Raw genomic sequence first — 18,380 nt, 5'->3', positions numbered from 1 at the left:
GCATTGCTCGGTCGGAGGGGAGCAGCTAGACAACGCAACCTCGCAGGCGCACGTCCGGACCGGGGCCAAGTTGCCCCGGCCCCGGCTTCGGCACCGGCTTACGCCAGGCCGAATTTCATCAGCTTGATCGCCGCGAAATCGCTCACGTCGCCGCCGACACGTTTGGTGGCATAGAACAGCACATGCGGCTTGGCGCTGAACGGGTCGCGCAGGATCCGCAGATCGGGGCGCTCAGCCACGGTGTAGCCTGCCGAAAAGTCGCCAAAGGCGATGGCCATCGCATCGGTCGCCGGATTGGGCATGTCCTCGGCCACCAGCACCGGATAGCCCATGAGCCGCGCAGGCTCGCCTGCCGCCAACCCGTCGGACCACAGGAACCGCCCATCGGTGTCTTTCAACTTGCGCACCTTGGCCGTGGTCTTGGAATTCATCACGAAGACCGCATTCTTGCGGTAAGCCGCGCCAAGGGCATAGACCAACTCGATGATCGCGTCGGCTTCGGGGTTGGCGTTGGTGCCGCTGGGGACATAGCCCAGATTGCCCCAGGTCCAGATGTCGTTGTCCACCGCAGGGTGGCTCAGAAAACCGGTAGGCTTGTCGATGCCGTCACCGCTGACGAAGGCCGCCGCCTCGGCCCGTGCAAATTTGTCGGCGATACGCCCCGCCAGCCAACCTTCGATATCAAAGGCGCTGTCATCCAACAGACGTTGGCTCGCCTTAGGCAGCGCGCTCAGCTCATGCAGCGGCACGGTGATCCGGTCGATCTGGGGCGTGTCCGTCTCGGCCTGCGCGCCGCTTTCGGTCGCCCAACCAGCGCCCACATCGGCGTGATCGACCAGTACGTCATAAGAGGTGGCCTCCACCTGCACCACCGAGGCAATCGCGCGGATCGACGCCCCTGCGTTCAGCACAGATTGCACCCGGTCTGCCGTCTGCGGGTCCACCAGATAGCCGCCATCCGAATTGACCGCCGTCGACATCGATTTGCCGTCCAGTTCCAGCCCGCGCAGCCCGTCGTCATCGCCGTTGCGCAGATAGGCGTCAAAGGCTTTCTTATGCGGCGCATCGTGATCGATCGCGCCTCCCAAGGGGCTGCGGGCAGGCAGGGTCATCTTGCGGTCCATCATGGCAATTCGCTCTTCTGATTGTTGAAGTTTCGTATTGATATCGGCCCGAAAGCCGTTGAAGTCACTGACAAAACCGCTCACGGCCTGCCGCACTTCCTCCGCCGGGGACAGGTCTGTGCCCGCCTTTGTGCTCATCTCACTCTTGGTCATCGCTTTTCCTTCGATCTGCTCAGTCAAACTCAGGCTCAGCCCCGCGCCATCTCGTTTCGCGCGGCATCAAAGGCCGCCGCCATCTCACGCAAGACATGGCCCACGGCCCTGAACTCCCCCTTCGCCCCGACCCGCGCCGATGGCAGCATCGGAAAGGTCACCAAAGACACCTCCCAAAGCTCCAGTTCCGACAGCAGCCGCTGCCCTTTGGTGGTCTTGCCCGCCTTCACGGTGCGGTAGCCGATGCTGAGCCCGTCGATGGCCCCCGCCTCAATCAGCGCCGCCGCCTCCCGGCCCTTGGCCACAGTGCTAAGGATGCGCCCCTTGACCCAAAGACCCCGGCCATCCTCGCGCACCTCGTCCCAAACGCCGATGGGCTGGGCCGGATCGTGCTGCCACAGCATCTTGACGCTGCGTCCCGCCTTCGCGACCGCCGCAAGGCTCGCCGCATAGGCCCCCGCCTCAACCACATCGCCGCCCTGATCGACCGCGCCAAAGAGGCTGGCATAGCCGCTGATCTCCAGCCCTTCCTCGACCGGCGTCACGCTGCCGAAGCGGGCAAATTTATGCTCCAACCCGCCGCCCGCAGGCACAGCTTCCCCGTTCTCCGGCCAGCCGCCGGAGGCATCCAATTGATAAGTCATCGTATTTTCCCTCGTTCAGCCCGCTACGGCGCCACCGCCAGAAAGGATTGCACCGCCTGCGCCAAGATCACCGCCACCACGCCGTAGACCGTCAGCCACAGCCGCCGTTCCAACCGCTCCATCATCTGCTCGATCCGGTCGAGCCGCTTTTGCATGTTCTCGCGATGCACCGCGCTGAGCGTCTCATGCGCCTGAAGCCGCAACCCCGGCGCGCATTCGAAGCGCTCGATCTCACGCAGCTCAGGCATCATCGGCCTCCGCCGGAAGCCCCAACAGGCTGCGCTTCTCCGCATCGCTCAGAAACGCCGCCGCAGACACCCGCGCCCATTGCGCATCACGCTCCGCCGCCAATGCAGGCACTTGGTCGAGGTCCGGCTTTAAACTCACCGCCGCCCCCAAATACCCGCTCAGCCACTCCGCCAGCGCCGCCGTCACCCGTGTCGCCAAAGGCAGCACTGTCAGACGATAGAACGCCCGATGCGCCTCTTGATAATTTGCGTAAGTGGCATCGCCCTGCACCCCGATCAGCATCGGCGGCACCCCAAAGGCGAGCGCGATCTCCCGCGCCGCACTCTCCTTGGTCTTTTGAAACTCCATATCCGAGGGCGAAAAGCCCATCGGCTTCCAGTCGAGCCCGCCCTCCAGCAGCATCGGCCGCCCGGCATTGCGCGCGCCTTGGTGGTGGCTCTCCATCTCGCTCACCAGCCGGTCATACTGATCCTCGCTCAGCTTGCCCTGCCCCTCGGCGCCGCGATAGACGATCGCACCAGAGGGCCGCGCGGCATTGTCCAACAGCGCCTTCGACCAACGGCTCGCCGCGTTATGCACATCCATCGCCATGGCCGCCGCCTGCATGGGGCTGAACCCATAGTGATCGTCCTGGGGGTGAAAGTTGCGGATATGACAAACCGGCGTCGCCGCACCGCTCGCATCAAAACGATGCTTACGCCCGCCCACCGCATATTCATAGGCGACAGGCCAGCCATCCGCCCCCGGCACCACGCTCATCCGGTCCGAGCGCAGCACATGCAGTTCTACCGGCAAACCGCTCTCACCGCCCACGGATTCGACATAGCCATCGCCGCTCAAAAGCATCTGCCCATACAGCGCCTCAAGCATCTCCGCCCGGCCTTGCCCCGCATTCGGGCGGCGCATCAGCTCGATCAGCGGGTGTTCCTCGTAGCGCCGCACGCTGTCCTGCACGACCAGCGGCAGTGCCGCCGCAGCCTCGGCAATCAGCTTGACCGAGCGGAACCCCACCGGATTGCCGCAGAACCCGGCGCGCGTCAGGCTCACGCAATCGCGCGGGCTCCAAGCGACACGGCCCGAGGTCTGATAGGCGACGACCGGCCCCGTGGCGGATGCTTTGCGCTCCGCTGTCTCACCTGCCGCGCCACGCCGTAGAAAATCGAATACCATGTCGTCGCTCCTCATTCTGCCCGGCCCCGGCGGCGAAGACCTGCCTCGCATTGCCCGGCGTTGTCAGACTTTCCCTGAAATCCCTTAACGCTGGAGAAACCCACCGTGCGCTGTCCCACGCAACAGCCCGCTCACAGGCTCCGCACCCCCGGGCTGCGCCACTGCGCGGCAGGCTCGATCATCAGCTCATGCAGCGCCCAGACCAGCGCATCGACCCGGTCCGGGCTGCCCTTGCCCTCGTACCCCCGCGCCGTCATCAGACACATCTGATCCTCCAACGCATCAAGCCCCGGCAAATGGCTCACCCGCCCCTGCTCATAAAGCGCGGCCACAGGCTCGGCCCGCGCAACCTTGCCCCGCGCCGCATGCACGGTCTTGAGCGAGACCAGCGGATCGACCTGTCGCAAGACCTCGGCCACCAACTGCCCGCCCTGATTGACCTCGGCCACCAACCGATCCGCCCCGTAGCGCGTCATCGCCGCAATCGCCGCCTGTGCCCAGCCCATCGGCGTGGCCCCCTGCACCGTGCAATCGGCCAGCACCACCGCCCGCCAATTCTGCGGCGGCCCCTTGGTCTGCGCCCCCACCACCACGATCCCGCACTCATCCGAGCCCGCTCCACTCGTCGTCGCCGGGTCCAAACCCACCACGATCCGGTCCAGATCCGGCACCTCTCGCACCCGCCCCGCCTCCAACAAGGCCGAGGTCCAGAGCGCCCCCTCCGCGTCCGCCAAGAGCACGCCATCCAACTCCTGCCGCCCCAGCCGCGTGCCACGGTAGCGCGCCCGCACCTCTTCCAGGAACGACCCCGCCAAATTGGCCGCATTCGCCTCCGTCGGCGCATGGGTCGTCACCGTCGAAGGCGCGGCCAAAAGCGCCTTCAACACATCCACATTGCGCGGCGTCGTCGTCACGCAGACCTGCGGGCGCTCCCCCAAGCGCAGCGCAAACTGCAACTGGTCCCAAGCCTCCTGCCCGCGCTTCCACTTCGCTAATTCATCCACCCAAGCCGCGTCAAACTGCGGCCCGCGCAGCCCTTCGGGATCATGCGCCGTATGCACCGTGGCAATCGCCCCATTCGGCCAGACCAACCGCTTGCGCGTCGCCTCCCAATCGGGCCGCCGATCCGGCGGGCTACAAGCCAGAATGCCGCTGTCGCCAAAGATCATCACCTCGCGCACCTGCTCGATGGTCTCCCCCACCAGCGCCACGCGGCTGCACTCCCCAGCATCCAACGGCCTACTCCCCTCAACCTTGCTACGCACCCATTCCGCCCCGGCCCGGGTCTTGCCCGCGCCGCGCCCGCCCATGATCACCCATGTCCGCCAATCGCCCTCAGGCGGCAGTTGGTGGTCCAGCGCCCAGAACTCAAACAAAAAAGGGAGAGCCAGAAGCTCTCCCTTACCGAGTTCATTCAGAAACTGCGCTTGGGTCTGAGCATCGGCGCAGGCGATCCAGCTTGCACCCGATGTCAGCCCGCGCTTTGTCCATGTCGAGGGCATAGCCCCCGCGCGCGATTCCAGCTTGTCGGTTTCGACAGTCATTCAGCGTGTTCTCCGCTTTCAGGCAATGCGCCAGCAATCCCGCCACTTTAGACGTTTTGCCAGACACCGCAGTTTCCTTGAGTTCCCCCCCGGACCGGGCCTGTTCCGTCAGACCTTCGATTTCCCGACGCAGCGCGCCGATAGCTTCTTGAAGACCGCGCAGGATTTCCGCGCTGTCTTCCGTCTCTTGCTCCGGGGTAATGATCGTCATCGCTTTACCTCTCGTTGGTTATCCCCAACCGAGCAGACACAAAAAAACGACCACCGGGTCACCCCGGGGCCGTTCGCCCATGTCCTCTAGCGTGCCACAAGTCCTACGTCAGACCGTGCGCAAAGTCAAGAAAAACTGTGTTAACAAGACCTTACAGCGCCGCGCGGCAAGCTCTCCGCGCAAATAAGAACCCCGCTGTCTCCAGCGGGGTTTTCAGTGGTCTCAGTTTCCGCCCGTTGAGGCATTCCCCGCCGCTTCCGCGCCGCGCTCCGCCTCGATCTGACGCCAACGTGCGACATTGCGGTTATGCTCGTCCAAGGTTTCCGCAAAAGCGTGCCCCCCGGTGCCATCCGCCACGAAAAAGACGTAGTCCGTCTCCGCCGGTTGCGCTGCGGCCATCAGGCTCGCCCGGCCCGGGTTGGCGATGGGCGTGGGCGGCAGACCATCGATCACATAGGTGTTCCACGGCGTCTCTGCCCGCAGTTCCGAGCGGCGCAGCCCGCGGCCCAGCACGCCCTTGCCCTCGGTCACCCCGTAGATCACCGTGGGGTCGGTCTGAAGCCGCATCCCTTGGTTCAAACGGTTCACGAAAACGCTCGCCACCTGCTCACGTTCGGCGGCGACACCGGTTTCCTTTTCGATGATCGACGCAAGGATCAGCAGGTCCTCGGGCGTCTCGATCGGCAGATCGGGGTCGCGCGCTTCAAAGGCTTCGGCCAAGAGCACCTCCTGCGCCGCGGCCATCCGTGCAATCACCTCGGCGCGGTCGTCGCCCGGACGCACCTCATAGCTATCGGGCGCGAGGCTGCCCTCTGCTGGAAGCTCCGCAACCTCGCCGGTCAATTGCTCGACCTGCTTCAGCGCTTCGACAACCTGCCAGCTGGTCACCCCTTCGGCCAATGCCACGCGGAACCGCGTGTCATTCGCACTCGAGATTTCGGTATAGGCTTCGGGAGCCTCTTCCTCACTCGGGGTGAATTCCGCGCGTTCAACAAAACGGCTGGTGACCGGGTCCAACTCACGGACCTGCACGCTCACCCGGTTCACCCCGATGCGATAGACTACCTCAGTACCGCAGGTGCTGGCCCCGCCTTGGGTCACGATATCCACGATCCCCTGCATCGACGTGCCGGGCTGAACAAGAAAGCTGCCCGCCTTCAGGCTGCTCGATTTCTCCTCGTAATCCGCGCCCATGCGAAAGATCGCGGGCGAAGAAACCGCGCCCTGCTCCTCAAGGTTCTGGCTGACCTGCCGCATGTTCGAGCCGCGCTCGACCTGCACACAGATCGCCTGTTCCAACGGCCCTTCAGAGACATAGGTCGACTTGCCCCAGAGGATGATCCCCCCAAGCAGAAACAGGCCGACCAACAGAAACGTCACGGCGTTAGAGGCGATATGACGCCACATTTAGCTGACTTTCCCGAAGAGAACCGATGCATTGGTGCCACCGAAACCAAAGGAGTTGCTGAGCGCCACGTCGATCTTGCGCTCGACCTTCTTGTTCGGCGCCAGATCAATCGGGGTTTCCACCGCCGGGTTGTCGAGGTTGATCGTCGGCGGCGCCACCTGATCGCGGATCGCGAGCATGCAAAAGATCGCCTCGATCGCACCCGCCGCACCCAAAAGGTGCCCGGTGGCGGATTTGGTCGAGGACATGGTCACATTGCCCGCTGCATCACCCATCAGACGCTCGACCGCGCCCAACTCTATGGTATCGGCCATGGTCGAGGTGCCATGCGCGTTGATGTAATCCACATCCGCAGGCTCCAGCCCCGCGTTCTTCAGCGCAGCCCGCATGGAGCGTTCGCCGCCCTCACCATCCTCGGAAGGGGCGGTGATGTGATGCGCGTCGCCCGACAGGCCATACCCCAGCACCTCGGCATAGATCTTGGCACCGCGCGCCTTGGCGTGCTCATACTCTTCCAGCACCACGATGCCCGCGCCTTCGCCCATGACGAAACCGTCACGGTCCACATCATAGGGGCGGCTGGCCTTTTGCGGATCGTCGCCGCGTTTGGTCGAGAGCGCCTTGCAGGCGTTAAAGCCCGCCATGCCGATCTCACAGATCGCCGCCTCGGCACCGCCTGCGATCATCACATCCGCATCACCGTATTTGATCAGCCGCGCCGCATCGCCGATGGCATGGGCGCCGGTCGAACAGGCTGTGACGACCGAGTGGTTCGGCCCCTTGAAACCATAGCGGATCGACACCTGACCCGAGATCAGGTTGATCAGCGCGCCCGGCACGAAGAAGGGGCTCACGCGGCGCGGGCCCTTCTCATGCATCATGACGGCGGTATTGGCGATGGAGTTCAGCCCCCCGATGCCCGAGCCGATCAGAACGCCGGTGCGTTCCTGATCTTCCTGCTCGGTCGGCTTCCAGCCCGAATCCTCAACCGCCTGCTGGGCGGCAGCCATGCCGAAGAGGATGAAGGTGTCGACCTTGCGCTGCTCTTTCGGCTCCATGTATTTATTGGCGTCGAAGGTGCCATCGCTGCCATCGCCCAAGGGCACTTCGCAAGCGTATTGAGTCACCAGTTTGCTGGCATCAAAGCCGGTGATCGGCCCGGCCCCGGATTTCCCATCAAGGATCCGTTTCCAGCTTTCTTCCACGCCGTCCGCGAGCGGGGTAACCAAACCCAAACCCGTTACTACAACTCTGCGCATCTCAGTGCCCCTTGCCGATAATGTCTCGGCGAACCTCTTACCCTGCAAAAGCCTGTAGGCACAAGCATATCGGCGGCGGTCCGCAGGCAGAGCGCAAAAACGCCGATGGGTCGAATCTCAGGGGCCTTCGCGGCTCGTGGGCTCAGCCCGGCGGGCCGCGCCGGGTCATCAGATGCACCGCACCGCCCGCCGTCTTGACGTCGCGCAGCCCCTGATAGCCAAGCGCCCCCGCGATCCGCAAAGCGGCCTCATTCCCCGCCGAGATCATACAGACCGTGCGGCCCGTGATCACCCGATCAAACCACTCATGCGCCGCCCGGGCGGCCTCGGCCCCAAGCCGCTGGTCTTGGGCCTGAGGGGCCAAGACCAGCCGCGCCTCGGGGTAAGTGTCGAAATCCTCGCCGAAATTGCGGGAGCCAAAGACGAAACCGGTCTGACCCAACATCTCGCGCTGGCGGTGGAGCTGCACCGCCCACTGCCCAAAGCCGGTGATCTGCCAATGGCCCGCGTTGCGCAGAAAAGCGTCCCATGACTGCCCCTTGGGCCGGGGCTGATCGAGGATCCGGTCCGCCACATCGGGCATCGCCCAAATCTCGGCATAGCGCTGAAAATCCTCGGCGCGCATGGCGCGCAGGGTCAGTCTGGCGGTGTTGATGGTCGGGATCGTGCGGGACATGGGGTGAATTGCCTTCACGCTTGAAACTTCTTGGCGCAGACATGCGACCTCAGCTCCAAAGGGACAAGCCCGCCCCGTTCAGGCAAATAAAAACGGCGTCATTCCGCTAGGAACAACGCCGTTCTCAAAACTCAAATCCGCCGGTTGCCCGGCAAAGCCTTAGGAGGCTTCTTTGATGAACTTGACCGCATCGCCAACGGTCTGGATGTTCTCAGCCGCGTCATCGGGGATCTCGATGCCGAACTCTTCTTCGAACGCCATCACCAGTTCCACGGTGTCGAGGCTGTCTGCGCCGAGATCGTCGATGAACGACGCATTCTCAGTCACTTTGTCCTCTTCCACGCTCAGGTGTTCTACAACGATCTTTTTCACGCGGTCTGCGACGTCGCTCATAATAAGTCCTCATGTCTTCGGGCCATTCAAGGCCCCTTTTGGTTTCCGCCCGCCGATGATCAGCGTTTGGAGGATGCCCCAAAAGGGGCGGCTATTTCCTTGTTCGCACAAGGCGCAGGGGGTGATCAAGCACCCTCCGTTTCGATTCTGCGCCCCCTTTAGCACATGCGCCGGGCTTGGCAAACGCTATTGAGGCGCAGGGTCACAACATGGCCATACCGCCGTTCACATGCAAGGTGGTCCCTGTCACGTAAGCGGCCTCGGGGCTGGAAAGATAGACAACAGCGGCAGCGATCTCATCCGGGTCGCCCATGCGGCCAGCGGGAATTTGCCCCATGATTCCAGACTTTTGCTCGTCCGTCAGCTTGTCGGTCATGGCGGTGGTAATGAAGCCCGGGGCAACGGCGTTCACGGTGATCCCGCGGCTTGCCACCTCATAGGCCAGCGACTTGGACATGCCCACGACACCCGCCTTGGAGGCCGCGTAATTCGCCTGACCGGGGTTACCGGTGGCGCCCACCACGCTGGAGATATTGATGATCCGGCCCCAACGCGCCTTCATCATGCCGCGCATCACCCCTTTGCAGAGCTTGAAGGTCGCGGTGAGGTTCACGTTGAGCACCGAATTCCACTCGTCATCCGACATGCGCATGAAAAGATTGTCGCGGGTGATGCCCGCATTGTTCACCAGAATATCGACCGAGCCCATGGCTTCCGCCGCCTGTTTCGGCAGCGCGTCGACCGCCTCCATATCGCTGAGGTTGCACGGCAGCACATGGGCGCGTTCGCCCAACTCGGCCTTCAGCGCCTCAAGCGGTTCGGTCCGCGTGCCCGACAGGCCAACGGTAGCCCCTTGGGCGTGCAGCTTGCGCGCGATATCCGCGCCGATGCCGCCCGAAGCGCCGGTGATCAGGGCACTCTTTCCTGTAAGATCGAACATGTCTCTTCCTTTATTCTCTCACGAGGCGCTGTGCCCCGGCGCGGCGAGATGCCACTTTTCTATGTCTTAGGATTCGGCTGCGACCTTCACCTCATTCGGCGTGCCGATGCTGCGGGTGGCCACGCTCTTGTCGATGCGCCGGATCATGCCCGAAAGCGCCTTGCCCGCGCCGATCTCCCACGCCTCTGTCACGCCCCGCGCGGCCATCCACTCGACCGAGGAACGCCAGCGCACCCGGCCCGTGACCTGCTCGACCAGCAACTCGCGAATGCGGGCGGCGTCCGACACCGCCTCGGCGGTGACATTGGCCACCAGCGGCACGGCGGGATCGTTGAAGGTCACCTCGCCCAGTGCTTTCGCCATCTCTTCCCCAGCCGGCCCCATCAGCGGGCAATGGAAAGGGGCGGAGACGGGCAGCAGCAACGCGCGCTTTGCCCCGGCCTCTTTTGCCATGGCGACGGCCCGCTCTACCGCGGGCTTCTCGCCCGAAAGCACGTTCTGGCTCGGGTCGTTCTCGTTGGCGACCTGACAGACCGCGCCCTCGGCAGCGGCTTCGGCCAGTTTCTCGGTCTCTACGATGCCGAGGCCGAGAATCGCCGCCATGGCGCCCTCACCCACCGGCACGGCGGCCTGCATGGCCTTGCCGCGGATGCGCAGCAGCCGCGCGGTGTCAGCCAGTGACAGCGCGCCCGCAGCACAGAGCGCAGAATATTCGCCAAGGCTGTGCCCGGCCACGAAGGCCGCTTTCTCGACACTGACACCTTCGGCCTTCAGCGCGGCCATAGCAGCCAAAGAGGTCGCCATCAGCGCGGGCTGGGCGTTCTCGGTCAGGGTCAGCGTCTCGATGTCGCCCTCCCAGATCAGCTCCGACAGTTTCTCGCCCAAGGCCGCGTCGACCTCGTCGAAAACGGCGCGGGCTTCGGGGTAGGCTTCGGCCAGATCGCGGCCCATGCCGATGGTCTGGGCACCCTGCCCGGGGAAAACGAATGCGATGCTCATGGTTGCAGCCTCTTATTAGCGATTTGGCCTGATGTATCGCGTCCCGTGCCGTAAGGGCAAGCCTTGCGCCGCACCGCCGGTCTCTGGCGCGGCGGGCATCGGGGCTTGCCGTGGCCGGGAAACCGTGTATACGGGCGCTTCCTTGCACAGCATATGAACCGCGCAGACTCTCGTGGTGGGGAGCAAGGATCAACGCCCCGCCTATGAAATGCGCCTTGATACAAATAGGAGTGCACATGCCGCTTTATGAGCATGTTATGATTGCGCGTCAGGACCTGTCCAACACGCAAGCAGAAGGCCTCATCGAACACTTCGGCACCGTTCTCGCGGACAACGACGGCAAGCTCGTCGACAGCGAGTACTGGGGCGTCAAGACGATGGCCTACAAGATCAACAAAAACCGCAAGGGCCACTATGCCTTCCTGCGTTCGGACGCACCCGCGACCGCCGTGCAGGAAATGGAACGCCTGATGCGCCTGCATGATGACGTGATGCGCGTTCTGACCATCAAGGTCGACGAGCACAAAGAACTGCCCTCCGTGCAGATGCAGAAACGCGACGAACGCGACAACCGTCGCGAGCGCCGTTGATCGCCAGCTTGAAGAAGAGGACATAAACCATGGCTGCAAAACCATTTTTCCGCCGTCGCAAAGTCTGCCCCTTCTCGGGCGACAACGCACCTGCGATCGACTACAAGGACACACGTCTGCTGCAACGCTACATCTCTGAGCGCGGCAAGATCGTTCCTTCCCGCATCACCGCCGTATCGGCCAAGAAACAACGCGAGCTGGCCCGTGCCATCAAACGCGCCCGTTTCCTCGCCCTGCTGCCCTACGCCGTCAAGTAAGGAGAGAGCACATGCAAGTTATCCTTCTGGAACGTGTGGCCAAACTGGGCCAGATGGGCGAAGTCGTGGACGTAAAGCCCGGCTATGCCCGCAACTACCTGCTGCCGCAGGGCAAGGCGCTGTCGGCCTCCAAAGCCAACGTCGAAGCCTTTGAAGGCCAGAAAGCCCAGCTCGAAGCACAGAACCTCGAAACCAAGAAAGAAGCCGAGAAATTCGCCGAGAAGCTGAACGGTCAGCAGTTCGTCGTGATTCGCTCCGCTTCCGACGCCGGTGCGCTTTATGGCTCCGTCACCACCCGTGACGCCGCCGATGCTGCAACCGCCGAAGGTTTCACCATCGACCGCAAGCAGGTCGTTCTTGGCAACCCGATCAAGGAACTGGGCGTGCATGATGTGCGCATCATCCTGCACCCCGAAGTCGACGCCACAATCGAGCTGAACGTTGCACGTTCGCCCGAAGAGGCCGAGCTTCAGGCATCGGGCAAATCGATTCAGGAACTGGCCGCCGAAGAGGAAGCCGCCGCTGAATTCGAGATCTCCGAACTCTTCGACGACATCGGCTCTGCCGCTGACGAAGACGGCGACTCGGACGTGGTGCGCACCCCCGAGGGCGACGCACAGGACGACAGCAACAGCTGATCCGGCCTGTCCGATCTGACATGAAACGCCGCGCGGTTCTCCGCGCGGCGTTTTCTTTTGCGCAGCCCCTCCAACCGCCCCGCGCGCGCCTCTGACGCAACCCCCTGCAAAAACAGCGCGATTTATGCTATGCTACCTCCGTTCAGCATGGAGGATGACACATGCGTTACATCACCATCACCACTTGGGAACTCGCTGACGGGGCGGATTACGACGTGGCCCTGCGCGCCATCGAAGAAAAGCGCCTGCCCGCTCTCAAGGGCTTTGGCGCCAGCCGCATCACCGTGGTCCGCACCTCTGAGCGCACGAGTGCCGCAATCACCGAATGGCCCGACAGGGCCACGCGCGACGCCGCCGAACTCAAAATCGACGAGGTCCGACGTTCGGTAAAACGCGAAGATCAGAGCCGCATGACCGGCGAAATGAAAGGCGAAATCGTCGCCGACGTTTAAGCATGGCGAAAAGCCGCGCCTGAGGGTCCAAGGCTTGGGCAAGGGGCCGCGTATCCTGCGCCTGCGCTCTTGCCCGATGGCCCCCTTGGGGCGATCCTCGGGGCGAGATAACAAGCTCCGGTGCATCATGCCTCAGACCACACGCCGCATGTTCCTTTCCCTCATCGCCGCCAGCACGCTCACCGCCTGCAACGCCGCGCCCGAAGTCTCCTCCACGCCGCCGCAGCGCCCCGCCCTGCCGCTGCACCCGAATGAGACGCCCGAGTTGCGGCGCAAGATCAACCACTGGGCCGACTTCTACGACCTGCCGCGCCCCTTGGTACACCGTCTGGCCATCCGCGAAAGCACCCACAATCCCCGCGCCCGCAACGGCCCCTATTACGGTCTGCTACAAATCCTGCCCGCCACCGCACGGTCGATGGGGTTCCGGGGCAAACCTTCCGATCTCTTGGACGCCGATACCAATCTGAAATACGCGCTAAAGTACCTGCGCGGGGCGTGGCTCCTGTCGGACGGTGACCATGGCACCGCCATCAAATGGTACGCCCGCGGCTACTATTACGAGGCCAAGCGTCGCGGCATGCTTGTGGAAACCGGCCTACGGGACGGGTGATTAATTTTCGGGCTTGCGCGGCCTCTCGCTTCGCCTCAGGTAGGTGTTAATCACGTCAAGAAGGAACGCCGCATGACCCTCCGCCTCAACCGCCGTCACTTCCTCGCCGGCACTGCCGGATTGCTGGCCCTCCACCCCTTTTCTCTCCGTGCCGCGGCCAATCAGGCGCATCTGCGGTTGATGGAGACGACGGACCTGCATGTGCATGTCTTTCCTTACGACTATTACGCCGACAAAGAGGTCGACACCGTGGGCCTTGCCCGCACCGCCAGCATCGTCAAATCGATCCGCGCCGAGGCGACCAATACCCTGATGCTCGATAACGGCGACTTTTTGCAGGGCAATCCGATGGGCGATTACATCGCTTATGAGCGCGGCATGAAAGAGGGCGACATGCACCCGGTGATCCAGGCGATGAACGCGCTTGGCTATGACGCCTCGACCCTGGGCAACCACGAGTTCAACTACGGGCTCGACTTCCTGATGAAATCCCTCGCCGGGGCCGACTTCCCGGTGGTCAGTGCCAATGTCGTCAAAAAGGTCGGTGCCAAGCCGAGCGACGATGAAACACTGGTCAAACCCTATGTCCTGCTCGACCGGATGTTGACCGATGGCGCAGGTGAGACGCATCCGATCAAGGTCGGCATCATCGGCTTCGTTCCGCCCCAGATCATGAGCTGGGACCGCCGCCATCTCGAAGGCAAGGTGCAGGCCCGCGACATCCTTGAGAGTGCCCGCGCATGGGTGCCCCAGATGAAAGAGGCAGGCGCCGACATCATCATCGCGCTGTCCCACTCGGGCATCGGAGCGGCCAAGGAAGAGGATATGATGGAAAACGCCTCTGTCCCCCTCGCCGCCGTAGAGGGGATCGACGCCATCATGACCGGACACAGCCACCTCGTCTTCCCCTCGGGCAGCTATGCGGACTATCCGGGCGTGGATGTCAGCGAGGGCACGATCCACGGCAAGCCCGCCACCATGGGCGGCTTCTGGGGCAGCCACCTCGGCCTGATCGACCTGATGCTGGAGCGTGACGGCAGCGGCTGGCGCATCGCCAGCCATAGCGCCGAGGCCCGCGCGATTTCGCAGCGCAACGAAGACCGCTCTGTGATGCCGCTGGTGGAAAGCGATGCCGAGGTGCTTGCCTCCGTCCAACAGGAACATGATGAGACGCTGGCCTATGTTCGCCGCGCCGTGGGCAAGACCGACGCCAATCTGCACAGCTATTTCGCGCTGGTGGCGGATGACCCTTCCGTGCAGGTCGTCTCCAACGCGCAGCGTTGGTATATCGAACAGATGCTGGAAGGGACCGAACATGAGGGGTTGCCGATCCTCTCTGCCGCCGCCCCCTTCAAGGCCGGTGGCCGTGGCGGGCCGGAGTATTACACTGACGTCCCGAAGGGCGATGTAGCGATCAAGAATGTCTCCGACCTCTACCTCTACCCCAACACAGCCCGCGCGGTGCGCGTGACCGGGGCGCAGGTGAAAGACTGGCTCGAACGTTCCGCTGGCATGTTCAACCAGATCACCCCCGGGAAGGCCAACCAACCGCTCTTGAACCCCGAGTTCCCCAGCTACAATTTCGATGTGATCGACGGGGTGACCTATCAGATCGACCTTAGCCAGCCTTCGAAATTCGGGCCCAAGGGCACCGTTGCAAACCCTGAGGCAAGCCGGATCGTAAATCTTGAGTTCGAAGGGCAACCCCTTGATCCCGAGGCCGAATTCATCATCGCCACCAACAACTACCGTGCCAGCGGCGGCGGGGCCTTCCCCGGCGCGATGGGCGATACCATCGTCTTTGAAGGGCCCGACACCAACCGCGATGTGATTGTGCGCTATATCGTCGAAAAAGGCACCATCAGCCCCCGCGCCGATGGCAACTGGCGCTTCGCGCCGTTGGAGGAAACGAGCGTGATGTTCGAAACCGGGCCAAAGGCGGCGGACTACGTCGATGAGGTGACAGGGGTAGAGATGGAACAGGTAGGCGACACGGTAGACGGCTTCGCGCAGTTCCGGATTATTTTGTGACGTACCCGGTGCGTATCAGCATCTGACATTGCCACATGGAGCAGCGCCTTCCCTGGGGGCGTTGCAACGATGGTGGCCTGCGGTTGCCCCCATCGCACGCGACTGTTGCGAATTTCCGAGAGCTTGCAAATCGCCCCCCCCGGGGGGAGGGAGGGCGATGCCCGGGGTGCCCCCGGGCGGGACATCCACAGTAGGTTCGGTAACCCTTCAAGCCCATCCAGAGTGACAGGCAAAGGCCACGCTTCTCATCCAGCACAAACGAAACAGGGGCGACGGTTTCCCGTCGCCCCCGCTCCAAAATCCGATCCGGTAAGACTTACTCGTCTTCCAGCTCTTCAACAGCTTTCTGAAGCTCTTCTTTCGAGATCTCTTTCTCGGTCACCTTGGCCTGCTCGACCACGTGATCGACGACCTTGTCCTCGAAGATCGGCGCGCGCATCTGCTGCTGCATCTGCTGGTTCTGCTGTACGAATTCAAAGAACTGACGCTCCTGACCCGGGTACTGACGCGCCTGGTTCATGATCGCTTGGGTCATCTCGGCATCGGTCACCTGAACGTCGGCTTTCTGGCCCAGCTCGGCCAGCAGCAGGCCCAGACGGACACGGCGTTCGGCCAATGTCTTGTGCTCGTCTGTCGGCTCGATCTCGGGGTGGTCGTGGCCTTCCACATCGGGGTTTTCCTCGTGCCACAGCTGATGCGCGATCTGCTTGGCTTCGGCATCGACCAGCGACGGAGGCAGATCAAAGCTGACCTCTTTGTCGAGCGCGTCCAGCAGGTTACGCTTCATCACGGCGCGCGATGCACCGGCGTATTCCGCTTCCAGACGCTCAGCGATCTGACCTTTCAGCGCGTCGAGATCCTCGGCACCGAATTTCTTGGCCATCTCGTCGTTCACTTCAGCGGCGACGGGCTCTTTCACTTCTTTCACAGTGCAAGCGAAGGTCGCTTCCTTACCGGCCAGATGCGCGGCCTGATACTCTTCGGGGAAGTTCACGACGACGGATTTCTCTTCACCCGCTTTCACGCCAACCAGCTGCTCTTCGAAGCCGGGGATGAAGGAGTTGGAGCCCAGCACCAGCGGGTAATCTTCCGCCGCGCCGCCTTCGAATTCTTCGCCGTCGACGGAGCCTTTGAAGTCGATCACAACCTGATCGCCATCTTCGGCCTTGGCACCCTCTTCGCGGGCTTTGAAGTCCTGCGCGGTTTCGGCAAGGCTTGCCAGCGCTTCTTCGACAGCCGCATCGTCTGCTTTGACCACCATCTTTTCCAGTTCGATCTTGCTCAGATCAACTTCGGGAATCTCAGGCAGTTTTTCGTAGGACATGGAGACTTCGACATCGTCGCCTTCTTTCCAGTCCTCATTGGTCATCTTGACCTCGGGCTGCATCGCGGGGCGGTCGCCGGTCTTTTCGAAATGCTCGTTCATGGCGCCGTCGATGCTTTCCTGCATCGCTTCGCCCATGATCCGCTGGCCGAACTGCTTTTTCAGCAGCGCCATCGGCACCTTGCCCTTGCGGAAGCCCTTCATCTCGACTTCGGGCTGCGCTTCGGCCAGCTTCTCGTTGACCTTGGCTTCAAGCTCATCGGCGGTGACGGTGATGTTGTAACCGCGTTTCAGACCTTCGTTCAGCGTCTCGTTGACCTGCATGTGTGCTCCATAGGGTAAGGCCGCGCGGCGGGGGCGCGGGCGAAAATTTGTGTCCTTCTATGGGTGTTGAACCGCCTGCGCAAGGGGGTCCGCGGCCCATCGCGCCACATCCGCAGAAATCGCCCCCACCCCCGCCGGGCAGCCCAGTGTCGGGCTAGACTAAAAGCACTGCGGCATAAGCCACATAGGCCAGCGCAAAGAGCGCCCCCTGCCCGCGTGTCACGCGCCCGCCAAAGGCGCAGGCGATCAGTGCCACCGTGGCCCCCAGCATCACCCAGATGTCGAGCGTGGCGATCTGCGCAGCCACCCCCACCGGCTGGATCAGCGCGGTGATGCCCAGCACGCCGAGGATGTTGAAAATGTTGGAGCCGACCACGTTGCCCAATGCCACATCGCTCTGCCCGCGCCGTGCGGCGATCACCGATGTGACCAATTCCGGCATGGAGGTGCCAACGGCCACGATGGTCAGGCCGATCACCGCCTCGGACAGCCCCACGGCCTGCGCGAGCGCTACAGCCCCAGTGATCAGAAACCGCGCCGAGAGAATGGTCAGCAAAAGCCCACCCAGCAGCCAGACGAGCGCCAGCCAAGACGGCGCTTGATCCGGCAGCGGCTCCATCGGCTCTGCCCCGCTTCGATCGCTGCGAAAGGTGTAAATCAGATAGGCCGCCAGCCCCACGAGGGCGACGCCCCCCGCAAGCCGATCCACCTGCCCCAGCAGCACAGTGCCGAGGCAGAGCAGGCTCGCCGCCAGCATGACCGTCCCGTCCCGCGCGAAACTACGCCCGGAGATGGCCACCGGGGCGATCACCGCCGCAAGGCCGAGAATCAGCAGGATATTCGCGATGTTCGATCCCACGACATTGCCAAGAGCGATGTCCGGCGCGCCCAGCAAAGCCGCTTGAACCGAGGTCACCAATTCCGGGGCTGAGGTGCCAAAGCCCACCACCGTCAGCCCGATCACCAAAGGCGACAAGCCAACCCTCTGCGCCAGCGCCACGGCGCCGCGCACCAGATACTCACCACCGAGCACGAGCCCCAGCAGACCACCAAGGACAAACAGAATGTTCACGGGAAAAATCTCACCGGCCTCAGACCATCGGGCGCCGCGGAGACCGCGCAGACGCCCGATGCAAATGGGGATGGGCCGGAGGCATTCAAGGCCGCGCGGAAAATTCAGTCCCGCCGCGGCAGGGCGCTCACATGCCCAAGGCTTCTTTGTACATTTCCATCACCGCTTCTTCTTCGGCGATGTCGTCCTTGTCGCGTTTGCGCAGGGCGATCACCTTGCGCAGCACCTTGGTGTCGTAACCTTCCCCCACCAGTGTCAAAATGTACTATTGTTTTGACTACCGCCATTCTACACAACATAATTCCTTAA

At 63.0% G+C, this 18,380-nt stretch carries 20 protein-coding genes and 1 pseudogene; 6 read left to right on the top strand and 15 right to left on the bottom strand.

Annotation, left to right across the window (positions count from 1 at the left end; all coding sequences use genetic code 11):
• Positions 1-98 precede the first annotated feature (98 nt).
• From ACGYLO_RS14665 to fabD, 12 genes are all read right to left on the bottom strand, one after another.
• The gene (locus ACGYLO_RS14665) at positions 99-1,277 is read right to left on the bottom strand and encodes a phage major capsid protein (protein WP_271689885.1); all 1,179 of its coding nucleotides are present in this window, start codon (positions 1,275-1,277) and stop codon (positions 99-101) included.
• Positions 1,278-1,312: 35 nt separating this feature from the next.
• Positions 1,313-1,921, bottom strand: coding sequence for an HK97 family phage prohead protease (locus ACGYLO_RS14660; RefSeq protein ID WP_271689884.1), 609 nt, complete (start codon positions 1,919-1,921; stop codon positions 1,313-1,315).
• 23 nt (positions 1,922-1,944) lie between these two features.
• Positions 1,945-2,172: a hypothetical protein gene (locus tag ACGYLO_RS14655; RefSeq protein WP_394374191.1), complete on the bottom strand. Its 228-nt coding sequence runs from the start codon at positions 2,170-2,172 to the stop codon at positions 1,945-1,947.
• Complete coding sequence (locus ACGYLO_RS14650; RefSeq protein WP_271689883.1) at positions 2,162-3,340, bottom strand: phage portal protein; 1,179 nt, start codon at positions 3,338-3,340, stop codon at positions 2,162-2,164. The genes ACGYLO_RS14655 and ACGYLO_RS14650 overlap by 11 nt, the downstream gene beginning before the upstream one ends.
• A 131-nt stretch (positions 3,341-3,471) precedes the next feature.
• Positions 3,472-4,698, bottom strand: coding sequence for a DNA-packaging protein (locus ACGYLO_RS14645; protein ID WP_271689956.1), 1,227 nt, complete (start codon positions 4,696-4,698; stop codon positions 3,472-3,474).
• Positions 4,699-4,750: 52 nt separating this feature from the next.
• The gene (locus tag ACGYLO_RS14640) at positions 4,751-5,095 is read right to left on the bottom strand and encodes a hypothetical protein (RefSeq protein WP_271689882.1); all 345 of its coding nucleotides are present in this window, start codon (positions 5,093-5,095) and stop codon (positions 4,751-4,753) included.
• A gap of 222 nt (positions 5,096-5,317) precedes the next feature.
• Positions 5,318-6,502: an endolytic transglycosylase MltG gene (mltG, locus tag ACGYLO_RS14635; RefSeq protein WP_271689880.1), complete on the bottom strand. Its 1,185-nt coding sequence runs from the start codon at positions 6,500-6,502 to the stop codon at positions 5,318-5,320.
• Entirely contained in the window at positions 6,503-7,762 is a 1,260-nt protein-coding gene (gene fabF / locus ACGYLO_RS14630; RefSeq protein WP_271689878.1) for a beta-ketoacyl-ACP synthase II, read from the bottom strand.
• Between the two features lie 142 nt (positions 7,763-7,904).
• Positions 7,905-8,438, bottom strand: a complete 534-nt coding sequence (locus ACGYLO_RS14625) for a GNAT family N-acetyltransferase (protein WP_271689877.1) — start codon at positions 8,436-8,438, stop codon at positions 7,905-7,907.
• A gap of 159 nt (positions 8,439-8,597) precedes the next feature.
• Positions 8,598-8,831 (bottom strand): acyl carrier protein, encoded by a 234-nt coding sequence (locus ACGYLO_RS14620; protein ID WP_067261852.1) that lies wholly within the window; start codon positions 8,829-8,831, stop codon positions 8,598-8,600.
• 202 nt (positions 8,832-9,033) lie between these two features.
• Positions 9,034-9,771, bottom strand: a complete 738-nt coding sequence (gene fabG, locus ACGYLO_RS14615; RefSeq protein ID WP_271689876.1) for a 3-oxoacyl-ACP reductase FabG — start codon at positions 9,769-9,771, stop codon at positions 9,034-9,036.
• 66 nt (positions 9,772-9,837) lie between these two features.
• A complete protein-coding gene (gene fabD / locus ACGYLO_RS14610) occupies positions 9,838-10,770 on the bottom strand; it encodes an ACP S-malonyltransferase (RefSeq protein WP_271689875.1) in 933 nt (310 codons plus the stop codon).
• 236 nt (positions 10,771-11,006) lie between these two features.
• On the opposite strand from fabD, the gene rpsF reads away from it, so the two are divergent.
• From rpsF to ACGYLO_RS14580, 6 genes are all read left to right on the top strand, one after another.
• Positions 11,007-11,360: a 30S ribosomal protein S6 gene (gene rpsF, locus ACGYLO_RS14605; RefSeq protein WP_067261847.1), complete on the top strand. Its 354-nt coding sequence runs from the start codon at positions 11,007-11,009 to the stop codon at positions 11,358-11,360.
• A 29-nt stretch (positions 11,361-11,389) separates the two neighbouring features.
• Entirely contained in the window at positions 11,390-11,617 is a 228-nt protein-coding gene (gene rpsR, locus ACGYLO_RS14600; protein ID WP_005852865.1) for a 30S ribosomal protein S18, read from the top strand.
• 11 nt (positions 11,618-11,628) lie between these two features.
• Positions 11,629-12,255: a 50S ribosomal protein L9 gene (gene rplI, locus ACGYLO_RS14595; RefSeq protein WP_271689867.1), complete on the top strand. Its 627-nt coding sequence runs from the start codon at positions 11,629-11,631 to the stop codon at positions 12,253-12,255.
• Between the two features lie 161 nt (positions 12,256-12,416).
• Complete coding sequence (locus tag ACGYLO_RS14590; protein WP_168612589.1) at positions 12,417-12,707, top strand: hypothetical protein; 291 nt, start codon at positions 12,417-12,419, stop codon at positions 12,705-12,707.
• 127 nt (positions 12,708-12,834) lie between these two features.
• Positions 12,835-13,320: a lytic transglycosylase domain-containing protein gene (locus ACGYLO_RS14585; RefSeq protein ID WP_271689866.1), complete on the top strand. Its 486-nt coding sequence runs from the start codon at positions 12,835-12,837 to the stop codon at positions 13,318-13,320.
• 72 nt (positions 13,321-13,392) lie between these two features.
• Complete coding sequence (locus ACGYLO_RS14580) at positions 13,393-15,351, top strand: bifunctional 2',3'-cyclic-nucleotide 2'-phosphodiesterase/3'-nucleotidase (protein WP_271689865.1); 1,959 nt, start codon at positions 13,393-13,395, stop codon at positions 15,349-15,351.
• A gap of 316 nt (positions 15,352-15,667) precedes the next feature.
• Here ACGYLO_RS14580 and tig read toward each other — a convergent pair whose 3' ends face one another.
• From tig to ACGYLO_RS14565, 3 genes and pseudogenes are all read right to left on the bottom strand, one after another.
• Positions 15,668-16,999 carry a trigger factor gene (tig, locus tag ACGYLO_RS14575; protein ID WP_067261839.1) on the bottom strand — a complete coding sequence of 444 codons (1,332 nt, stop codon included), beginning with the start codon at positions 16,997-16,999 and terminating at the stop codon, positions 15,668-15,670.
• Between the two features lie 154 nt (positions 17,000-17,153).
• Complete coding sequence (locus ACGYLO_RS14570) at positions 17,154-18,071, bottom strand: calcium/sodium antiporter (RefSeq protein ID WP_271689864.1); 918 nt, start codon at positions 18,069-18,071, stop codon at positions 17,154-17,156.
• A gap of 127 nt (positions 18,072-18,198) precedes the next feature.
• Positions 18,199-18,312: pseudogene (locus ACGYLO_RS14565) on the bottom strand (GapR family DNA-binding domain-containing protein); the annotation flags it as partial.
• Between the last annotated feature and the right edge of the window lie 68 nt (positions 18,313-18,380).

The sequence above is a fragment of the Sulfitobacter sp. 1A13353 genome, from assembly GCF_043557255.1.
In the GTDB taxonomy this organism is placed as follows: domain Bacteria; phylum Pseudomonadota; class Alphaproteobacteria; order Rhodobacterales; family Rhodobacteraceae; genus Sulfitobacter; species Sulfitobacter faviae.
The sequence above is the reverse complement of the archived record's forward strand: the minus strand, read 5'-3'. Positions and strand labels throughout refer to the sequence as shown.

Bases quoted from the DNA above. Each gene is read 5' to 3' on its own strand.
- ACGYLO_RS14640 (WP_271689882.1), bottom strand. From the start codon at position 5,095: ATGACGATCATTACCCCGGAGCAAGAGACGGAAGACAGCGCGGAAATC.
- ACGYLO_RS14580 (WP_271689865.1), top strand. From the start codon at position 13,393: ATGACCCTCCGCCTCAACCGCCGTCACTTCCTCGCCGGCACTGCCGGA.
- ACGYLO_RS14620 (WP_067261852.1), bottom strand. From the start codon at position 8,831: ATGAGCGACGTCGCAGACCGCGTGAAAAAGATCGTTGTAGAACACCTG.
- tig (WP_067261839.1), bottom strand. From the start codon at position 16,999: ATGCAGGTCAACGAGACGCTGAACGAAGGTCTGAAACGCGGTTACAAC.
- ACGYLO_RS14625 (WP_271689877.1), bottom strand. From the start codon at position 8,438: ATGTCCCGCACGATCCCGACCATCAACACCGCCAGACTGACCCTGCGC.
- fabG (WP_271689876.1), bottom strand. From the start codon at position 9,771: ATGTTCGATCTTACAGGAAAGAGTGCCCTGATCACCGGCGCTTCGGGC.
- fabD (WP_271689875.1), bottom strand. From the start codon at position 10,770: ATGAGCATCGCATTCGTTTTCCCCGGGCAGGGTGCCCAGACCATCGGC.
- ACGYLO_RS14665 (WP_271689885.1), bottom strand. From the start codon at position 1,277: ATGACCAAGAGTGAGATGAGCACAAAGGCGGGCACAGACCTGTCCCCG.
- ACGYLO_RS14650 (WP_271689883.1), bottom strand. From the start codon at position 3,340: ATGGTATTCGATTTTCTACGGCGTGGCGCGGCAGGTGAGACAGCGGAG.
- ACGYLO_RS14590 (WP_168612589.1), top strand. From the start codon at position 12,417: ATGCGTTACATCACCATCACCACTTGGGAACTCGCTGACGGGGCGGAT.
- ACGYLO_RS14660 (WP_271689884.1), bottom strand. From the start codon at position 1,921: ATGACTTATCAATTGGATGCCTCCGGCGGCTGGCCGGAGAACGGGGAA.
- rplI (WP_271689867.1), top strand. From the start codon at position 11,629: ATGCAAGTTATCCTTCTGGAACGTGTGGCCAAACTGGGCCAGATGGGC.
- ACGYLO_RS14655 (WP_394374191.1), bottom strand. From the start codon at position 2,172: ATGATGCCTGAGCTGCGTGAGATCGAGCGCTTCGAATGCGCGCCGGGG.
- rpsR (WP_005852865.1), top strand. From the start codon at position 11,390: ATGGCTGCAAAACCATTTTTCCGCCGTCGCAAAGTCTGCCCCTTCTCG.
- mltG (WP_271689880.1), bottom strand. From the start codon at position 6,502: ATGTGGCGTCATATCGCCTCTAACGCCGTGACGTTTCTGTTGGTCGGC.
- ACGYLO_RS14585 (WP_271689866.1), top strand. From the start codon at position 12,835: ATGCCTCAGACCACACGCCGCATGTTCCTTTCCCTCATCGCCGCCAGC.
- fabF (WP_271689878.1), bottom strand. From the start codon at position 7,762: ATGCGCAGAGTTGTAGTAACGGGTTTGGGTTTGGTTACCCCGCTCGCG.
- rpsF (WP_067261847.1), top strand. From the start codon at position 11,007: ATGCCGCTTTATGAGCATGTTATGATTGCGCGTCAGGACCTGTCCAAC.